This window comes from Shewanella eurypsychrophilus (assembly GCF_007004545.3).
Taxonomy (GTDB): Bacteria; Pseudomonadota; Gammaproteobacteria; order Enterobacterales; family Shewanellaceae; genus Shewanella; species Shewanella eurypsychrophilus.
Window position 1 is genome coordinate 2,086,222 of the sequence record NZ_CP045503.2, and the last position, 19,099, is coordinate 2,105,320.

Here is a 19,099-nt window from a genome sequence, read left to right on the forward strand (position 1 = left end):
AACAGCAACCTTCTCATTCTCATCCTTAGGGCCAACTTCCAGCTGCATCAGATACATATCCTCACCATCGAGTACCTTAGTATTGTTGCCCCTGCAATCGGGGCAGAGGATGTTGTACTCGGTGATTTCCTGTTGTATATCACAGTCACGGCAATGCAGCACCAGCGGTTGGACATGCATCTCAAGCTCGGCCTCTTTACAAATCCCATCAAGCTTGAAGGTATCAAAAGCACTCTTTAATAGCTCGGGCTCAACTCCGCTCAACACGCCAACCTTAATAGAGACGCGCTTGACGCTATTAGCCTGATGCTCAGCCGCGTGTTTTTCACATTGCTCTATAAGGGCTAATACAATCGAGTATTCATGCATCAGTAGTTCCTTTATTTAAAATAGTTAAATCAAGAGGATGACTATATCGCCATGCCTTCAGCAGATCCTTTATTGGTCATTGGCTCGACCTATGGCGGAGGAGCCTGTTCCAGTCACTTGCATAAAGGTAATGACCTTTGACTTAACAGATCCTAGGTAACAGCTCACCCTGCGGCAGATCGAGGTAACGACTGCTGCCCCATGGCGTCTTGAGAATGACCTTACCCGCGCGTTCAGTGCCTACAGTGCCGATAATCGCTGCCTGCTCTCCTATAAAGCCGCTATCGGCACTTTCACTTCCGCTGTGGGCACCTTGATGCAGCTTGATAATCTCAACAGCCTTATTGGCATATTCTTGGGGTAGGGCGATGACAAAGGTGCCTTCGTTAGCAAGATCGAGGGGCTCAAAACCATAGAGTTCACACAGGCCTTTTACCTCGTCTGCAACGGGAAGATCGACTTCATTAATGCTGATCTCAACATTTGAGCCGACAGCCCACTCATTAAGCACCGCAGAAATTCCACCACGAGTCGCATCACGCATGGCATGCAGTGGTATTTGAGCGCTAATAAGTGCATCAACGATAGGCCAAAGTGTGGCGCAATCACTGGTGAGATCAGACTCAAGCGTTAGCCCCTCACGTGCCATCAAGATAGCGGCGCCGTGGCGGCCAATATCCCGAGAGACGATGATCGCATCGCCTGCTTGAATGTTCTTGATTGAGATACCGTCTTGTAAGATCTCACCGATACCTGAAGTATTGATAAAGATGCCATCGGCGCAGCCCTTAGGGACAACTTTAGTATCGCCGCAGACTATTTTAGCGCCGCTCTTTTTCATCTCGCTGGCCATTGAATTTACAATGGTTTTAAGCTTGTCTAGCTCGAAACCCTCTTCGATGATAAAGCTGCAGCTTAGGTACTCAGGCCGCGCTGCCATCATGGCCAAGTCGTTGACTGTGCCAGCAATGGCGAGCTTGCCGATATCACCGCCGGCGAAGAACAGCGGCGCAACAGTGAAGGAGTCGGTGGTAAAGGCTGTAGGCCCTTTAAGCACAAGACGTGCAGCATCCTCCTCGTTTGTAAGGATGGGGTTATCGAAGGCTTTGAAGAACAGCTCTTTAATCAGCTTGTTCATCTCTTTGCCACCACCGCCATGGCTAAGCTGGATCTGCTTTTTGCGTTTGCTTTCTGTCATGTTAGTACTCATATCTAATTTTTTGACTGGTCACATTTTGGCTTGCGTTTATAGCTCGTCATTGATGCCGTTATAGCGATAATAAGCGTTACAAGCGCCTTCAGAGCTGACCATACAACTGCCCATGGGAGATTCAGGGGTACAACCGCGGCCAAAGACTTTACAATCTTTGGGTTTGCAAAGTCCGCGAAGAATATCACCACACTGACAGGCTTTATGATCTTCTATCTCCTCAGTGGGCAGTATCGAAGCGAAATGTAGCTCTGCATCTCGGTGAGAAAATTCTTCCCTTAGCATGAGTGCGGAGTTGGGGATTGGACCTAGACCGCGCCAGCGAAATTCGGGGCGTATACAGAGATATTTGTCGATGACAGCTTTGGCTGCCAGATTACCTTCAGGCGTCACAGAGCGGCTGTACTGATTATCGAGTTTGGCAATATTTTGTGCTTTTTGGGTGGTGATCCGCAGGATTGATTCCATCACATCGACGGGTTCAAAGCCTGAAACCACAACGGGAGTGCCATAGTTATCAACAGCTGGACGGTATATCTCGCTGCCCTGGATCACACTCACATGCGCAGGACCGATAAAGGCGTTGACCTTCACATTAGGGTCGGCCATTACTGCATCGATTGCTGGGGGCACCAGCACATGGTTGATATGGAAATAGAGGTTGCTGATGGCTAACTTTTCAGCTTGCTCTATCAAGACCGCAGTCATTGGCGTTGATGTTTCAAAGCCGATAGCAAAAAATACCACTGTTTTATCTGGGTTTTCGGTGGCGATTTTGATGGTATCTAATGGGTCATAGATGGGGCGGATATCACGGCCATTAGCTCTGCACTGAGCCAGCGTGCCTTTTGAGCCCGGAACGCGGATCATATCGCCCAGGGTCACTAAGATCACATTGTCCTGGTTGGCCATGGCAATTGCATGGTCAATACGCTCTTTGGGCATAATACAGACAGGGCAACCTGGGCCATGAATAAAATCGATATTGCCAGGTAGCAGTTGATTGAGCCCGTACTTCATGATGGTGTGTGTATGACCACCGCATACTTCCATAATACGAATGTCACCATCGACTTTGGCCGCTTGCTGCGCTATCTGTTTTGCAAGGTTGGCGATGGTTTCTGGGTCCCTGAAACCTTGGTATAACTGTTTTAGTTCAAGCATCACTTTACTCCTAGATCTCTGATTCCATCTTTTGGGCGATCTCTTTATAGAGTTCGAGAGTTTCTAGTGCATCGGCTTTATCTATCTTGTTCATGGCAAAGCCAATATGTATGAGTACATAGTCATCAAGTGCCAGTGGCTCAACAATAAGGTGACAACTGACCTTACGTTTAACCCCCATGGTATCGACGGTGATGCTTGTCTCTTCTGGGTGTAGTTCAACAATTTTTGAGGGAATAGACAGGCACATTAGTTCACCTCACTTGTTTGTGTGACTGGTATTTGATTCTCTTTCAGCCAGTGTGATACAGCTTGCAGTGATTCAGGTGATTTGGTTGAGACTTCGATAATAGCGGCATCAGGGTTAAGCCTTAAGATATGCTTTTTTGCATCACTAATATCAAAATCAAAGTGAGGGAGAAGGTCGCACTTACTGATTATCACTAAATCTGCACGGCGGAACATCACCGGGTATTTTTCTACCTTGTCATCGCCTTCAGGGATAGAGACCAGCACGATATTTTTATGAGCGCCGACATCGTAACTCGCAGGGCAGACTAAGTTACCGACATTTTCTATAAAGCAGATGTCCAGTGGCTTTAGGTCGACATTGTGCAGTGCGCCGTGCACCATAAAGGCGTCGAGGTGACAGGCCGAGCCGGTTTGGATCTGAAAAGCGTCAATGCCTTTTGCTTTGAGGCGATCAGCATCTCGTGATGTCTCAAGATCGCCCTCGATAACAGCATAATTGAGTGAGGTGTGCTCATGTAAGTGCTCTAGCAGAGCAGTCTTACCACTACCTGGGCTACTCATTAGGTTAAAGGCGGTAACTCCACTTTGTTCAAAGTGGTCGCGGTTGTGCTGCGCCTCTATATCATTCTTATCTAAGATCTTATGAATAACCGAAAGCGTTTTGGCATCATTTAGCTGAGGGTTACTGTGGATAGCATCATGGTGGTGACCATCCCCTGAGCGAGTTAGTGAACAGCCGCAATCTTTACACATGTTATTACTCCATTATTATTATCTATTTTTTCACCTAATGACTGAGTGTTAACTAAAACCAAAATCGGGTTTTTGATATGTGTCTAGTTTGTACAGGATTAGTCATTAAATTATGTGATATCAAGGTGTTTTGTGAACTTGTTCTCGTAATTTATTGGCCACCGCGACAAATTGCATACCAGAGTTGTCCCAGTGCGATCCCACCATCATTAATGGGAACGAGACCTGGTGATAACACCTGGTGATTTCGTTGTTGTAGCTGGGATTGGCAATACTCATTTAGATAGCGGTTTTGAAAAACGCCGCCGCAGAGTACAATCGGTAAGTCCGGATATTTATCGGCTAATTGAGTGATGGCAGTGGCTAGGGCCTGTAGGAATCCTGCTGAAATTTGGCTTATCCTCTGCTCCGTTAATGGCTGGCTGATAATAGCCTTAACAATCTGCGCCATCAGCTCGCCACTTTGCCACTGTTTGTCGACTAACGTGAGAGTGAACAGCTCGGGCGTTGAGGTTAAGCGATTAGCCGCCGTCTCAATCAGCATGCCAGCTTGCCCCTCAAATTGGGTCGTTTCTATTAAGCCTAATGCCGCTGCGACCCCATCGAACAGCCTCCCCGCTGAGCTGGTTTTAAGACCGTGATTCGGGCTTTGCCATAATTTAGTTAAATTAGTGAGTTGCACAGTAGAGAGCTTTTCCAAGGCGGGAAGCTGCATCGCTGTTATCTGCTCAAGATCATACTGCATCAGCAGTAGGGCCAGCAGTACGCGTCTGGGATCTTTTATCGCCTGCTCACCACCAATTAACTTAAAGGGCGCCAACTGGGCCAATGGTTCATAGCCCTTAGGACTGGCAATCATCGCCTCACTGCCCCATAAGTTGCCATCATCACCCAGCCCGGTGCCGTCGAAGCTGAAGCCTAGAACTGGCTTGGTGTAACGGTTTGCCGCCATCACACTCAGTACGTGGGCGAAGTGGTGCTGGATGTCGATCCGCTTGGTGTTTGGATGGCGCACTTGATAGCGATGGCACCACCTACTGGCTGCATAGTCCGGGTGCATATCGTGCACTAAGGTTTGTGGCGCTAGCTGATACAGAGCCTTAAAGGTGTCTATGGTGGACTCAAAGTAGCTTTCGGCTTCTAGGCTAAAGAGATCGCCAATATGGGGACTGATAAATAGGCTGCGGTTAAAACCAAATGCGATGGTGTTTTTTTGTTGAGCCCCTACGGCTAATACTGTTTCGGGCAGAGTTTGCTTCAGAGGCAAGCTCATTGGAGCATAGCCTCTTGCTAGACGCAGCACTTGCGTCTCTTTACCTATGACCTGTACGACACTGTCATCACAGGCGTTTATTATCTCTCGGTTGTGATCCAATATAGCATCGACGACACCATTGAGCTGAGACTGTATCTCTTTGGCGCAGGTGATGATGGGCTCACCACTGCGGTTGGCACTGGTGGCAACGATGGGCCGGTTTAATCTGCTAAGCAGTAGCTGATGCAGTGGGGTATAGGGGAGAAATAGCCCAAGTTTGTCGATATCTGGCGCAACACGTTCACAGATGAGAGTGTTATTATCCAGGCGTTTATTCATCAAGGTGATAGGACGCTCTTGGGACTGCAGCAACTGCCACTCCTCCTCACACCCTGTGACCAGCATTTTTGCCATCTCAATAGAGGGGACCATCACGGCAAAAGGTTTTGCAGGCCGATTTTTACGCACTCGTAATTTTGCCACTGCATCAGTATTTGCAGCATCGCAGACCAGATGAAACCCACCTAAGCCTTTAATGGCCAGTATTTCACCAGACTCTAATCGTTCGATACATTCAGTTAGCGCTTGCTCTTTATGGGCTAGTGCTTGGCCATCTTGCAAGGTGAGAACCAACTGAGGTCCACACTCTGGACAGCTTACGGGTTGAGCATGATACCTTCTATCTAGGGGATCTTTATAGCTAACACCACAGGTTTTGCACATGGTGAAACTTCCCATTGAGGTCTGCTTTCTATCATAGGGCAGCGCCTTGATTAAGGTGTATCTTGGGCCACAATTGGTGCAGTTAGTAAACGGGTATTGATAGTGGCGATTACTCGGATCTAGCACCTCATTATTACACTCCGAGCAGCTACTTTTATCCGTAGGAACGATAACAATGGCTTGAGATTGCTGCTGACTTTCAATGATCTTAAACTCGCTGCAATTGGGATTGACAGGAATATATAGTTCTTCAAAGAGGTCAATTCGTGCTAATGGCGGAGGTGAGTTCTTCAGTTGGCTAATAAATGATGTTAGCTGATTTTCCAGACCTTGAAGCTCAATCGTCACCCCTTGGCTATCATTAAGCACAGTGCCAGTTAGCTTATTTTGCAGGGCATATCGATAGACAAAAGGCCTAAAACCAACACCTTGTACTATGCCGTTAATGAATAGTCTGACTCTTTGAATATCAGAGTTTTGTGTATTTACGCTTTGTTTTTGATCATTAACCATAAGTAGCAACCCAAAGCCTTATACATATATAGAGGTATTATTTATTATCCTGACAGCTGCAAGTTATAAATTCTTAGGGCTAGGTCAAGCTGTTGTGAAGCGTTTAACTGAATTTTGATTTATGGGAGCTCCATCGTATTTTTGAATGCTCCCATTGGGCTGATATTGTTTAATGTCGCTATCTATGCCTAGAACAGGTATCGGTATTGCATCTGGAATGTGCGCGGTGCGCCTAAGGTTTCGATAGGATATTCGGCGCGGTGTCCATGCTTAAAGATACTTTGGGTTATCTCACTATCAAAAAGGTTATCTATGGTGAGCGATAACTGCTGATCCTGTGCGCCAGTTAACCAGTATTGTGCACCAGCACTGGCCAGTACATAGTCGCCCGCGGTTAAACCGTAATCGAGAAATTCGCCAACATATTTGCCACTGAACCAGAAATTGAGTGCATCACTGCTTTGATAGTTAAGCTTACTAAAACCGGTAAACTCGGGGACACGGTTGATCTGCTCACCAGTATCTTCCCTTGTGGCATTGGCATAACCGGCACTGAACTCAAATTCTAGCGCCTGGGTGAAGTTAGTGACGAGATGGACGTCTGCCCCGTAGCTAAGTACGTTGCCTGATACATTGTTATATTGCCAAACGGCGTTTCCTAGGTCAGTTGCTTCAATCAAGTTGTCGACATTGCGCCAAAATGCATCCAGTGTGATGTGAGTATCTCCTTGGAAAGTAAGACCTAAGTTGATGTTTTGGCTGGTTTCTGACTCAAGTTCTGGATTGCCTAAGGTGCCCACTTGAGATTGCAGCTCATAAACCGTTGCTTGTCGATAACCATTACCTATAGAGCCTCTGACTTGCCATTGATTATCAATTTCATGGGTCATGCCCAAAGATCCAACCCATTGCTGATCGCTATCTGAAAGCCGATTAAATCTAACGCCAACTGACAGGCCTGTATTGGGGAGGGCGTCGAAGTGAGGTTGGTACTGGACGTAGGCCGCGTAGTTATCATCTTTTTCAGCCACAAACTCCATCACCTCATCAGCACCCTCATATTGCTGAAATTCAGCCCCTGCGATCCATTGAGAACCCGATGTTGTCTGGTAGTTTGCCGAAATAGTCGCACCGATATCTTTAAAGCCCCAGTAGGCATCCCAGTAGGGGACATCGATATTTCCCTGCTCATCCTTTGTGATCTCACTGTAGTGTGAATCCCACTCTTGATAGTGGATCTTGGTTTGCAAGAGCAGTTGGTCATTGGCTTGATATTGCCAATCTAGGTGAGAAAGTATCTGCTCTCTATCGTTTTCACTTAAGATTGCGTTATAGGCGAGGGGACGTTCTAAGTTGCCCATATTAACTTGAGTAAAAAGGGTCAGGCTATGTTGATCATTTGCCTGCCAGTTGAGCTTGCCACTGAAGTTATTCATCTGATAGCCTCTCGTCTTATCGAGTGCCGCAGTCGGGGAATACTCCTCATTAGGCCATATTTGATAGCCCTCTGATTGGCTTGTGCTGGCACTTAAAGTGTATTGAAAGTTGTCAACTTCAGCGCTGACAAAAGCACCAGCATCATAGCTTGGAAGCGAGTCTACTGACATTGACACTTCGCCTTGGTCGTGACCTTGATATTGCTTAGTAATAATATTGATCACACCAGCAATCGCATCTGAGCCATAGATGACACCTTGGCCACCTTTTATTACTTCAATCCGCTCAATCATCATCGGGTTTATGGTATCGGTATAAGTTGAGCCATAGAGTCGATTATTGAGTCTGTTGCCATCGACTAGCCATAAAATATCTTGAGGACGACTCCCTTGAAGTGAGTAGTCGGTATCGGTATGACGCCCAGCGCGCCCATTAGCGAAAAGCCCAGGTACAAATTGAGTTAATATTTTATTGATATCGATACTGCCAGCTTGCACAATCATGTCACTGCTAATCACAGTCATATCACTGCCTAAAGTGACGTTTTTATTAGTACCATCATTTTCAAATTGAATACCATGAACCGATATTCGCTCTATATCATCGGCGGATGATACATTAACCATGCATAATAAACTTACCGCTAATCCCATTTGCTTAAGTGACATTTATTATTCCTTTTTACGTTCTCTGTTTTTATTTTGTAAAGGTAATGATGTTTTTTAGGGATTATAGGGTTGTAATTTAATAATGATGAGATCTTGATCATTGTTTTTTAATTCAGTATTACCTTTTTAATAAAAGTATTACTGAACGGTTTTACGTGTTTAGTTCAATAGGGAGAGGGGCCCTGTTTATAATAGTGGGGCTATATTGAGTTGTAGTACTTTATTTTTAACAGGGTTTTAATTACATCTGATTTATACTATTCCTGCTCTACTTAAGCGTGCGACCTTGACACCTTTGAGTGAGGATATCTTATTGGCTATCTCATTAACGGCGGATGCTTGACCTTTAATGATGATAGTTTCTAGGCAGTTGTGGTGATCGACATGTACATGAGTACTACAAAGGACATGAATAAAATCATTATGTTGTATCTCAATTAACTTCTCGGCAAGCCCTTTTTGGTGATGATCAAATACTAAGGTCAATACGCCAACAACATCATCTTTACTGTTGTTCCATTGCTTATCGACAATTCTGTCTCTAAACAGATCTCTAATATATTCAGAGCGTGACTGATAGCCTCGATCTTTTTGATCTAACTCAATTTCTTTAAAGAGTGACTCTGGTAGGGAGACAGTAAATCTTATGGTTTCGTCTGACATGATAACTCGCTAAATAAGCAGCTGGTAATAAAGGTTGTTGTACATGTTATCCCAACAGGTTTTTTAGATAGTGATCTTTATCATACAAGTCTAAAAATCATGACTGTTTTAGTACTTTCCTTGTTTATGTTGCTTGTAGTATTACGAATCGAAAAGTAGTATTACTGACCATACTTACAATTTGGCACCTCGGTTTATGAAAGCGATAATTGTTGTTTTTTGTATGTTTTACTTATCATTAATGAGTCACTCATCGATTGCACAGCCGAACTCTTTAACGATTGCACTCGGTAAAGAGCCTGATAGTGGTTTCGATCCTATATATGGATGGGGTAAATATAATAATCCGCTGTTTCAATCCTCTTTAATAAAACGAAATAGTGAATTAGATATCACTGCCGACCTTGCCAGTGACTGGGAATTGTCAAAAGATAAAGTAACGTGGACGGTAAAGCTTAAAAGTGGCCTCTTATTTAGCGACGGAGAAGCGTTAACCAGCGATGATATTAAATTTACATTTGATAAAGCTAAAGCGTCAGCATCCATCCATGATCTGACCAATTTAGATAAGGTGATTGTTCAGTCGTCGACAGCTTTAACATTTATATTAAAGCATCCCGATATTAACTTTATTGATAACTTTATCAATATTGCCATCGTACCTAAACATATTTACGCGAAAGGTTATGGTCAACATCCTATCGGCTCTGGTCCCTATCAATTTGTCCGTTGGGATAGAGGCCAGCAACTACTGTTAGCACTCAACCCCCATTATTACGGTGATAAACCAGCATTTGAGCAGTTGACCATTGTCTTTAGCGATGAGGAGAGCCGATACTCCCGCCTCATGGCAGGTCAACTTCAATTAGCTGCCGTTGCCCCTCGTTATGCAAATCTACTTCCTGCTGGTTTTAAATTATGGAGTATCGACAGTGTCGATAACCGTGGTATTGCTTGGCCTATGGTTAAAGCGAAAGGGGATATTGGCAATGATGTCACCTCCGAGCTGGTAATAAGAACGGCTGTCGACATGGCAATCGATCGCGATATTTTGGTCAACCAACTGCTTGATGGTCATGCTACGCCTGCTTTTTCCATCTCCGATGGCCTACCGTGGGGCGTTAACCTCTCACTTGATAATCCTGTACTTGAGAATCCTGTACTTGATAAAGCAGCACTTAATAAACCAGTGTTTGATAAAAAGGTAGCCTCAAGTGAAAAGCTCTCTCGAGCTAAACAGTTACTCGATAATGCTGGCTGGAAGCTGACGGATGACGTTCGTCAAAAACAGGGGCTAAAGGCTGAGTTTTCACTCTACTACCTCGCTGGAGACAGCATTCGAGAGCAACTGGCACTGACCGTCGCCCAGATGGTGAAGCCATTAGGTATTCATATCACCCCAAGAGGCGAAAGCTGGGAAAACATATACAAACATATGCATAGTCAACCGGTACTGTTTGGCTTTGGTAGCCATAGCGCATCTGAGGTGAGGTACGTACACCACAGCCAGTATCGTGGTGTTGAGTACTTTAACGCGGGTTATTACAGTAACCTTAGTGTCGACAAAGCCCTCGATGATGCCCAGCACGCCCTGACGTGGGAAAGCTCACTCCCCTATTGGCAAGAAGCGCAGCGGTTAATCAGTAAAGATCGTCCCTGGAGCTGGCTGGTGAATTTAAAGCATTTATATGCAGCCTCTCCCTGTTTAGATCTTGGTGAACCAGGCATTGAGCCTCATGGACATGGCTGGCCTTTAGCCAATAACATCAGCCAATGGCGATGGATATGTCATTGATGACAAAGTGGCTATCTTCAAGTTTCGCTTCGGCGACAGTAAGATTAATGTTGCAACTTGTGCTGGTTATCTTATTGGCTTACTTGTTGCTCTCTTGGTCTCCACTTGACCCCATCAATGCTTATCTGGGGGGGAATCTATATTCAGTTTCAGCCCAGCAAAAGGCAGAATTAACCGTGCAGCTTGGGCTTGACCAGAGTGTCGCGCAGCAGTTTTTGCATTGGTTTAATGAGCTGATCAGCGGTAATTTAGGCTACTCCAACCTCTATCAACAGAGTGTCTCTGAAATTATTAAAGATAAGCTGCCTCTGTCTCTGCTATTGATTGGTCTTAGTTGGCTTGCTTCACTATTTATGGGTTACCTCTTAGGCTTATTAGCCGGGCTGTTTCAGGGGCGATTTGTAGATAGAGTGATTAACCAATCAGCTTGGCTACTAGCGTGTATCCCCTCATTTTGGTTAGGCATGCTGCTTATTAGTCTGTTTTCTGTTGCTCTTAGTCTTACCCCTGTCTGCTGCGCCGCGCCCATTGGAATGCGCTTTGAAGAACAATCATTTTGGAGTATGAGCCAGCATCTGTTGCTGCCGGTGATGACACTCGCGCTAGTGCATATGGCGCCGATTATTTTGCATACCCGTGAGAAGGTGATTGACGTGCTCAATAGTGATTATGTGGTTTATTCACATTTGCATGGGGACAGTAAACGCCAGGTGGTGAGCTTTCATGTGCTTAAAAACAGCGTACTGCCGGCAATTGTGCTGCACTTTGCCAGTTTTGCTGAGCTATTTGGTGGCTCTATTTTAGCTGAAACAGTGTTTAACTTTCCAGGTCTTGGTGCCAGCATCGTCAAGGCAGGCCTTGCCAATGACACGGCGCTTTTAATGGGGTGTACCTTGATCTCGGCTTTGTTGGTTTTTTGCGGTAATTTAATCGCTAACGGCTTATCAAAATACCTGCTTGCTGGAGAGTCAAAGTGAATGATTGCCACCTAGCCAAAGTAAATACCTGGCGGAGCTCATCAGTGGAGCGATTTTTGTCACAAAAGGGTGCTGTAGCGATTGGCTGTTCTCTTTTATTACTGCTGCTCAGTGCCTTTTTCTGGCCTTCATCGGGAACCGAGATAAACCTGCTCAATAAGAATATGGCGCCGAGTCTTACTTATCTGTTTGGCACCGACTGGCTGGGTCGCGATCTCTTTAGTCGCAGTTTAAAAGCTTTGGTCAGTAGTTTTTATATTGGCGGCATGGCGGTGATATTAAGCTGCACCATAGCATTGATGATGGCGATGCTAGCGTTAGTGAATAGGTACTTTCGTTGGAGCGTAGACCTGCTGGTGGATCTGTTTATGTCACTGCCTCATCTTCTACTGCTTATCCTACTCGCCTTGGTGTTTGGTGGCGACCAACAGGGGTTAGTGATGGCGATAGCATTGAGCCATTGGCCCAGATTAACGCGTCTACTTAGATTTGAGATGCAGGCGATAGCGAACACCCCATACTTTCAGTTAGCCAAGCAGTTTGGTCACTCTCCATTGGTCATTATAAAGCGACATATGTTGCCCCACGTATTGCCTCAGTGGTTTGTCGGAGCCTTGCTACTATTTCCCCATGCGTTGACGCATATGGCGGCATTGACCTTTTTAGGCTTTGGCTTAGACCCATCGACCCCCTCTATGGGGGCATTGCTCTCTCAAGCGAGTCAGTACTTATTAACGGGGATGTGGTGGTTAGCGCTATGTCCGGGGGGATTATTGCTCATTAGCTTGTTGATGCTCTCCTATCTGGCCAATTGTGTGCTTAAAATTGTCCGTGAGGGCCCGCAAACAGCAACGACAAGCACTAATCGTAAAGTAAAACCTGATCTGCAGCCCTGTATCAAAGTAGCAGTAAAGCCCGTAATAGCAGCCGGAGTAAAAGGTGCTTAATGTAGATAAGTTATCAATACAATCAGATGAGGTGAATTTACTCTCTCCTATTAGCTTTGCGCTTAATCTGGGTAAACATAGTGTGCTTAATATTGTCCGTGAAGGCCCGCAAACAGCAACGACAAGCACTAATAGTAAAGTGAAATCTGATGTGCAGCCCTGTATCAAAGTCGCAGCAAGTCCCGTAATAACAGCCGGAGTAAAAGATGCTTAGTGTAGAGAAGTTATCGATACAATCAGATGAGGTGAATTTACTCTCTCCTATTAGCTTTGAGCTTAATCTGGGCAAAATAGTGGGCGTGATTGGTGCCAGTGGCAGCGGTAAAAGCTTACTCGCTTCGGCCATTCTTGGTGATATCCCTAAGGGATTCACTCGTGGCGGTAATGTGACTTTTTGCTCAGACAACTCAGGTGACTCAGACGGTTTAGCAGCTTCAGTTGCATTAGCGGCGCAGTCGGCGACGGTGCTAGACCCACTCCGTACTGTGATGACTCAGCTTCTTCGTCGAGCCAAACTGACGACACAGCGGAAAGCTAAATCGACTAAAACGATGATCCAGAATCAAAACACTCAGTTGATCAATAAACAGATTGGCCGTTGTTATCCTCATCAACTGTCGGGGGGTATGGCTAAAAAAGCACTATTGGCTCAGGCTAGCTGGCAGCAGACCGATTACATTTTAGCCGATGAACCTTGCTGTGGCCTAGATTATCAGAGTGCTCAGGCGCTTTATGCTCATCTTGGCTATCTTGCAAAGCAAGAGGGCAGAGGGGTGTTGGTGATCAGCCATAATTTAAAACAACTTCTCTCAGTGGCTGATGAAATTTTAGTTTTACAAGAGGGGCAGCTTGTCGATAGAACCACGCCAGATAAGATTATATCTGGTATGAGTCACCCCTATACACTGGCACTTTGGCAGGCAATTCCCGCCAATTGGCACAAGGAGAGGGTTGAGTATGCTGAGGTTGCCTAGCTTCTATGTGTGCTTTGATATTAGTAAGCGACATCGTTACTTTTCATGTGGCATCGATAGGAGAGCGGTATGTTGAAGTTAAGTAACGGTTATCTCTCCTATGGCTCTGGTGAACCGGCGGGGATTCAATTCCCTGATCTTGCACTTTTACCTGGGCAAAGTATTGGATTATTTGGCCCTAGTGGCCTTGGAAAATCATCACTTGCCAAGGTGTTAGCTGGCATTGAGCCGTTAACAGGTGGTGAACTAGTACTTCCAGCCAAGCAATCTGGCGTAGCCAATCCAGTTCAATGGATTTTTCAGCAGCCTGAATTTGCGTTTAATCCAAGACTGACACTCCGTGAGTCACTCGAAGAGAGTTGGAGAGGGCAAGGGTATCAACCGCTGTTAGCACAATTTGCCATAGAGCCAAGCTGGTTAGATAGACGACCTTCTCAGGTGTCGGGAGGCCAGCTACAAAGGATCAATATTCTGCGGGCACTTATTGAGAGTACCCAATATCTGATTTGTGATGAGATAACTGCGCACCTCGATATGTTAACGCAGCAGCAGATTTGGCAATCACTGGGTCAGTATGCAAAAGAGAGAAATCTGGCGCTGCTGATTATCTCTCATGATGAGGATCTGTTATCACAGGTTTGCGATAACATTATCTACTGGGAATAAGCTAGCGATAATAGAGAGTATTGATTCTCTCTACTCAAACAGAAAGCGTTTAAGCGCGTTAATTTTTATCTCTCTAGTGATAGACAGTACCAGTGCCACAAGCCCTAAAGTAATATTTGCAAGACCTGCAGATAAACGATGAAGTGTTTCAACATCAACTTTCATTGATAGCCAAACACCAGTCGCTATGAGCCAAAATGATAAAAGATACATGATAAATTGACCATCTTTAACCGTTATCTCTTGCTTAGCAATATCCCGTTTAAAAGATATTTTCCCGAGAAGTAAAGAGAGCCGAAAAGAGATCGATTGAATCGCTTGTTGATTGTCATATTTTATCGTGTATTGAGTATGCTCTAAACCATTCTTCTGTTTGTACTCTTGCAGTTTCAGTAAAATATTATTCATGATTCCCTTCACGTCATTTTAGGCCCTTAAGTCGATAAACTATCAGAAAAAATAATATGGGTAAATGATGAGCGTTCTTGCAAAGTGATGACAGAAATATCTATAAAAGTGAGTATTTATGACCCGTTTTAAGGCTCTATTCATAGTGAACGCTTATAAGGTTAATTCTTCTCGGGATTTGTTTCCGTTTTATTACCGATGAATCTATAATGCTGCGCTCATGATTGGCGAGAACAACAAGATAACAATAACAAGAGAATTAACAAATTGGAGTTAACACACAATATGAAGAGACAGTTGAATGCTGTTAAACATGCAGTGACCTTGTCGCTGGGCCTGTTTAGCTTTACTGCTACAGCAAGCAATAACCTCACTGCTGAAGAGGTGATAGGCCTACAGCAAGTCGCCCAAGCACAAGTGAGCCCATCAGGTGACAATGTTGCCTTTACCCGTTACGTCCCTCGTGAAATCTACAAAGAGGAGAACGGACTCCATTGGGCTGAGCTTTACCTTGTTGATGATAAAGGAGTCGAGCGTCCCTATATTACCGGTCAAGTGACGATTAATAATATTCAATGGTCTGTTGATGGTAGCTTAATCTACTTCCTCGCTAAGATGGGCGAAGATAAGCATACTGCACTGTACCAGATCCCATTTGATGGTGGTCAGGCGCAAAAGACCCTTGAGCTAAAAGAGACTGATGTTGCCAATTACGCCCTTAGCAAGGATGGTAAGCAGATAGCGTTAATAGCAAAACCTGCTAAAGATAAAAGTGTAAAAGAGCTTAAGAAACTTGGCTTTATGGCCGAAGTTTATGAAGAGAACCTGACTAATAAGCAGCTTTTTGTTGTTGATCTAGCGGTGAGTGATAAGCCTCTGTCCCCAGTTGCTTGGAACATCGAAGATTATGTCTCAGATGTACAGTGGTCAGCTAATGGTGAGCAACTGCTGGTTAAGACGCAGCCTACAGCACTGATCGATGATAAGTACATGAAGTCTCAGTGGCATGTCGTTACTGCTGCCACACAGAAGATACTTACCTCATTTATCACTGAAGGAAAGCTAGGTGATGCTGAGCTGTCTCATGATGGCAAATATGTGGCCATTTTAGGGGCTGAAGATAAGCATGACCCTGCTGCTGGTCGTCTGTATCTTGCAGAAACTAAAACAGGTAAGGTGAGTGAGTGGTTGCCAAATCACTTAGGTCACGTGAGTGATTTTGAGTGGAAAAATGATAAGAATGAGCTCTACTTTATCACCAATATCGATACCGACTCCGTCGTTGGCTTAATCAAGCCTGGAAACACTGACTATAAGACTGTTGTTAAGCCTGGTAAGTTTATCGCTTCACAGCTCAGTATCTCAGATTCTGACAAGACCATTGCAGTGCGCGCTAACACTGCCAAGCATCCAAATGAAGTGTATATGCTTCGTGGCAGCAAGCATAAAGCAACGCGCTTGAGTAACTCGAACACTTGGCTCGATGACAAGCGTTTTGCTAAGCAGGAATCTATCTCCTTTAAAGCCAAAGATGGTGTTGAGATTGGTGGCGTACTTATCTACCCACTCGACTATAAAGAGGGTCAACGTTACCCACTTATCATGTCTGTCCATGGTGGACCTGAGAGTCACGATAAAGATGGTTGGTTGACTAACTACTCACGTCCTGGTCAGCTAGGTGCAACGCAAGGTTATGCGGTGTTCTACCCTAACTACCGTGGTAGTACAGGTAAGGGTGTGGATTACTCAAAGCTGGGTCAGAATGATTATGCTGGCAAAGAGTTTGATGATTTAGTCGAGTTTAAAGATCACCTTGTTGATATGGGCCTTGTTGATACCAAAAAAGTGGGTATTACTGGTGGTTCATACGGCGGCTATGCATCGGCTTGGGCGGCAACTAAACTGACTAAGCATTTTGCGGCCAGCGTGATGTTTGTCGGTGTGACTAACCAGCTTTCGAAATTTGGTACCACAGATATCTCTAATGAGATGCACCTAGTTCACGCTCGCTCTTACCCTTGGGATAAGTGGCAGTGGTATCTTGAGCGCAGTCCTATCTACTGGGCGGGTCAATCTGAAACACCACTACTGATTATGCATGGTAAAGACGATCCCCGTGTTCACCCAGCACAATCTATGGAGCTTTACCGCTACATGAAGGTGCAGGGCAAAGTGGTACGTCTAGTCTACTACCCAGGTGAAGGTCATGGTAACCGTAAAGCGGCGGCTCAATATGACTATCATCTTCGTCTAATGCGCTGGATGGATCACTACCTGAAAAATGATGGTAAAGAGATGCCAGCCAACGAGCTAGAGCATAAAGCCAATCTTGAGGCTATCAAGAAGGACGCTTAACTCTCGTTGAGTGAGCAGATATTGATATCTATATCGATTGGTAATTTGCATTAGCTAATAAAAAACGCCTGAGCATGCTCAGGCGTTTCTATTTGTCACTTAACATTTATGTGAAGAGTAATAAACTAACGTTTAATCAGATAACGAATATGAGGGCCATTCTGTTCGATGAGGAGCATGGTATAACCATGATTCTGTGCATCTGGTGGAATATTATTGATAGATTGCCCGCAATCGGTCACCACCTCTAATATCTCCCCCTTGTTAAGTGTTGCCATCGCTTCAAGCGTGGCCACCGCAGGGTAGGGGCAAGATTCACCAAATATCTCTAAGTTATAGTCCGGGGTGATAGCCTCAAGGCTAACATCTTTTATTTCATGATTTGTCATACACTCTCCTTAGACAGAATGGCGGAAGTATTATTTGTTTCAGCTGAACTATTGATGGCTTGCGCGCGTTTAGTGAAGAAGCGTCTTTCCCAAAAAAGCATAAAGGCGAAACTGAGAGCCAACATTAGATAGGTCAGTAGTAGTCCGCCAATATCGCCAAACTCAGTAAGCAGATTGACTTTATCCCAACTGGTTGCCAAAGGTGTGGCGATATCATCCCATAAATACGCCAGCACAGTTGCACCAATAATATTACCGGCACCTACCCACCAAAAGTGAACTTGTCCCTCGACAGCGCGGTACATCCAGCCAGTTTCACAGCCGCCGGCGATCACTATGCCAAACCCAAATAGCAGACCACCGATAACGGCATTAGGGCCAGCCCATAAAATTTTGGGTGACATGCCCAATTGCAGGTAGCTAAAGATACCAATCGCACTGATGGCCATGCCAAGAATTATCGCTTTAGCCATATGGGTGCGGCCAGTGATCCACATATCGCGAAAAGCTGAGGTGAAACAGATTTGAGCTCGCTCGATAAGCAAGCCAAAGGCAATACCAAATAGCAGAGCAAAACCAAGACGAGGAGAGTCAAACATCAGGAACAAGGCGCAGACGAGGGCGCCGAAGAAGATAAGCATGCCTAAGATGAAGCGACTTCGAGTACGGCTGCTATTTTGATCAAGTTGGGTCGATTTAGTGACTTTTGTTAGCTTGATTGGCGATTTGAAAAATGGTAATAAACACACTTTAGCACCAAAATAGGAACCTACAGCGGTGGCGATCAGAAAGAACCAAGCATGGAGTGAGAACTGTGGGATACCGGTAAACAGAGCACCTAAGTTGCACCCCATAGCAAGGCGCGCACCAAAGCCTGCGATTATGCCGCCAATCAGGGCTTGCATTATCCTTATTCGGTTCTGTGGCATGCGTAGTTTTACATTATTAGCCCAAAGAGCTGCGGCAAAGCAGCCGGAGAACATCCCCATTATCATCACGCCACCGACGCGGTCCAGCGGTGTACCTTGAAGCTTGATAAGTTGAAAATACTGCCACTTCTCTGGCTCGAAGCCGAGCAGCTGTAATAGATGACCGCCCCAACGGGTAAACTCACCTGTCACCGCCCAAGTTGAGCCTGTTAAACCGAAAAAGTAAACAGATAACACTCCCATGGCAATCACTGCCGGGGTTGGAGACCAAAATTTTATTAGGTATTGCTGTTTAAATGCTTGCCACATAGTTGACCTCAAATTTGTTAGATCTATAAAAATAGATATAGCGAAAATTACCAAGCGCGATTGTCAAAGTTTGGAATAGCTCTCCTATTTTTTCTCTGTCTGACAAAAGGCCTGTATGAGATCGTTTCCCGGAAACAGCCTTTATAGCCGCTGTCATTGGGTGATTGATACCAATCGGTATTAATACTATTGGTATAATGAGAAATATCTTGAATGATCGAGGGGATCTAGGCTGAGATTTTCTTATTATTTTAAATTGATGTCACTGGGATGCAAATGAATCGCAGTCAGTTTACTTGCATCAGATTATATGCTGTAAACAAACTCAAGATGTGTGACCCAC

17 protein-coding genes and 1 pseudogene are annotated in these 19,099 nt (G+C 45.0%); 7 read left to right on the forward strand and 11 right to left on the reverse strand.

Annotated elements, in window-relative coordinates; all coding sequences use genetic code 11:
- Positions 1-18: 18 nt before the first annotated feature.
- The 8 genes and pseudogenes from hypA to nikR all read right to left on the reverse strand — a co-directional run.
- A pseudogene (hypA, locus tag FM038_RS08745) lies at positions 19-369 on the reverse strand (hydrogenase/urease nickel incorporation protein HypA); the annotation flags it as partial.
- A 142-nt stretch (positions 370-511) separates the two neighbouring features.
- On the reverse strand, positions 512-1,567 hold the full coding sequence (gene hypE, locus FM038_RS08750) for a hydrogenase expression/formation protein HypE (protein WP_142870336.1): 1,056 nt from the start codon (positions 1,565-1,567) through the stop codon (positions 512-514).
- 48 nt (positions 1,568-1,615) lie between these two features.
- Positions 1,616-2,743 carry a hydrogenase formation protein HypD gene (gene hypD, locus FM038_RS08755; protein ID WP_142870338.1) on the reverse strand — a complete coding sequence of 376 codons (1,128 nt, stop codon included), beginning with the start codon at positions 2,741-2,743 and terminating at the stop codon, positions 1,616-1,618.
- A gap of 10 nt (positions 2,744-2,753) precedes the next feature.
- Entirely contained in the window at positions 2,754-2,993 is a 240-nt protein-coding gene (locus tag FM038_RS08760; RefSeq protein WP_142870341.1) for a HypC/HybG/HupF family hydrogenase formation chaperone, read from the reverse strand.
- Positions 2,993-3,748: a hydrogenase nickel incorporation protein HypB gene (hypB, locus tag FM038_RS08765; protein WP_142870343.1), complete on the reverse strand. Its 756-nt coding sequence runs from the start codon at positions 3,746-3,748 to the stop codon at positions 2,993-2,995. The genes FM038_RS08760 and hypB overlap by 1 nt, the downstream gene beginning before the upstream one ends.
- Before the next feature lie 151 nt (positions 3,749-3,899).
- Positions 3,900-6,239 carry a carbamoyltransferase HypF gene (gene hypF / locus FM038_RS08770; RefSeq protein WP_195873230.1) on the reverse strand — a complete coding sequence of 780 codons (2,340 nt, stop codon included), beginning with the start codon at positions 6,237-6,239 and terminating at the stop codon, positions 3,900-3,902.
- A 188-nt stretch (positions 6,240-6,427) separates the two neighbouring features.
- Entirely contained in the window at positions 6,428-8,344 is a 1,917-nt protein-coding gene (locus tag FM038_RS08775; protein ID WP_142870344.1) for a TonB-dependent receptor plug domain-containing protein, read from the reverse strand.
- Between the two features lie 252 nt (positions 8,345-8,596).
- Positions 8,597-9,007 (reverse strand): nickel-responsive transcriptional regulator NikR, encoded by a 411-nt coding sequence (gene nikR / locus FM038_RS08780; RefSeq protein ID WP_142870346.1) that lies wholly within the window; start codon positions 9,005-9,007, stop codon positions 8,597-8,599.
- A gap of 196 nt (positions 9,008-9,203) precedes the next feature.
- On the opposite strand from nikR, the gene FM038_RS08785 reads away from it, so the two are divergent.
- From FM038_RS08785 to FM038_RS08810, 6 genes are all read left to right on the forward strand, one after another.
- Positions 9,204-10,802 carry an ABC transporter substrate-binding protein gene (locus FM038_RS08785; protein ID WP_142870348.1) on the forward strand — a complete coding sequence of 533 codons (1,599 nt, stop codon included), beginning with the start codon at positions 9,204-9,206 and terminating at the stop codon, positions 10,800-10,802.
- Positions 10,793-11,779 (forward strand): ABC transporter permease, encoded by a 987-nt coding sequence (locus tag FM038_RS08790; RefSeq protein ID WP_223293029.1) that lies wholly within the window; start codon positions 10,793-10,795, stop codon positions 11,777-11,779. The genes FM038_RS08785 and FM038_RS08790 overlap by 10 nt, the downstream gene beginning before the upstream one ends.
- Positions 11,780-11,835: 56 nt before the next feature.
- The gene (locus FM038_RS08795) at positions 11,836-12,726 is read left to right on the forward strand and encodes an ABC transporter permease (RefSeq protein ID WP_223293030.1); all 891 of its coding nucleotides are present in this window, start codon (positions 11,836-11,838) and stop codon (positions 12,724-12,726) included.
- A complete protein-coding gene (locus FM038_RS08800; protein ID WP_142870350.1) occupies positions 12,719-12,940 on the forward strand; it encodes a hypothetical protein in 222 nt (73 codons plus the stop codon). Before FM038_RS08795 ends, FM038_RS08800 begins: the two co-directional genes overlap by 8 nt.
- Positions 12,933-13,700: an ATP-binding cassette domain-containing protein gene (locus FM038_RS08805; RefSeq protein ID WP_195873231.1), complete on the forward strand. Its 768-nt coding sequence runs from the start codon at positions 12,933-12,935 to the stop codon at positions 13,698-13,700. The genes FM038_RS08800 and FM038_RS08805 overlap by 8 nt, the downstream gene beginning before the upstream one ends.
- A gap of 69 nt (positions 13,701-13,769) precedes the next feature.
- On the forward strand, positions 13,770-14,366 hold the full coding sequence (locus FM038_RS08810; RefSeq protein ID WP_142870351.1) for an ATP-binding cassette domain-containing protein: 597 nt from the start codon (positions 13,770-13,772) through the stop codon (positions 14,364-14,366).
- 30 nt (positions 14,367-14,396) lie between these two features.
- Here the strand turns inward: FM038_RS08810 and FM038_RS08815 are convergent, their stop codons facing one another.
- Complete coding sequence (locus FM038_RS08815) at positions 14,397-14,774, reverse strand: hypothetical protein (protein WP_142870353.1); 378 nt, start codon at positions 14,772-14,774, stop codon at positions 14,397-14,399.
- Positions 14,775-15,059: 285 nt separating this feature from the next.
- On the opposite strand from FM038_RS08815, the gene FM038_RS08820 reads away from it, so the two are divergent.
- Positions 15,060-17,129: a S9 family peptidase gene (locus tag FM038_RS08820; RefSeq protein ID WP_142870355.1), complete on the forward strand. Its 2,070-nt coding sequence runs from the start codon at positions 15,060-15,062 to the stop codon at positions 17,127-17,129.
- Positions 17,130-17,254: 125 nt separating this feature from the next.
- Here FM038_RS08820 and yedF read toward each other — a convergent pair whose 3' ends face one another.
- Together yedF and yedE are read right to left on the reverse strand one after the other, a co-directional pair.
- The gene (gene yedF, locus FM038_RS08825; RefSeq protein ID WP_142870357.1) at positions 17,255-17,518 is read right to left on the reverse strand and encodes a sulfurtransferase-like selenium metabolism protein YedF; all 264 of its coding nucleotides are present in this window, start codon (positions 17,516-17,518) and stop codon (positions 17,255-17,257) included.
- A complete protein-coding gene (gene yedE, locus FM038_RS08830; RefSeq protein ID WP_142870359.1) occupies positions 17,515-18,756 on the reverse strand; it encodes a selenium metabolism membrane protein YedE/FdhT in 1,242 nt (413 codons plus the stop codon). The genes yedF and yedE overlap by 4 nt, the downstream gene beginning before the upstream one ends.
- Positions 18,757-19,099 lie beyond the last annotated feature (343 nt).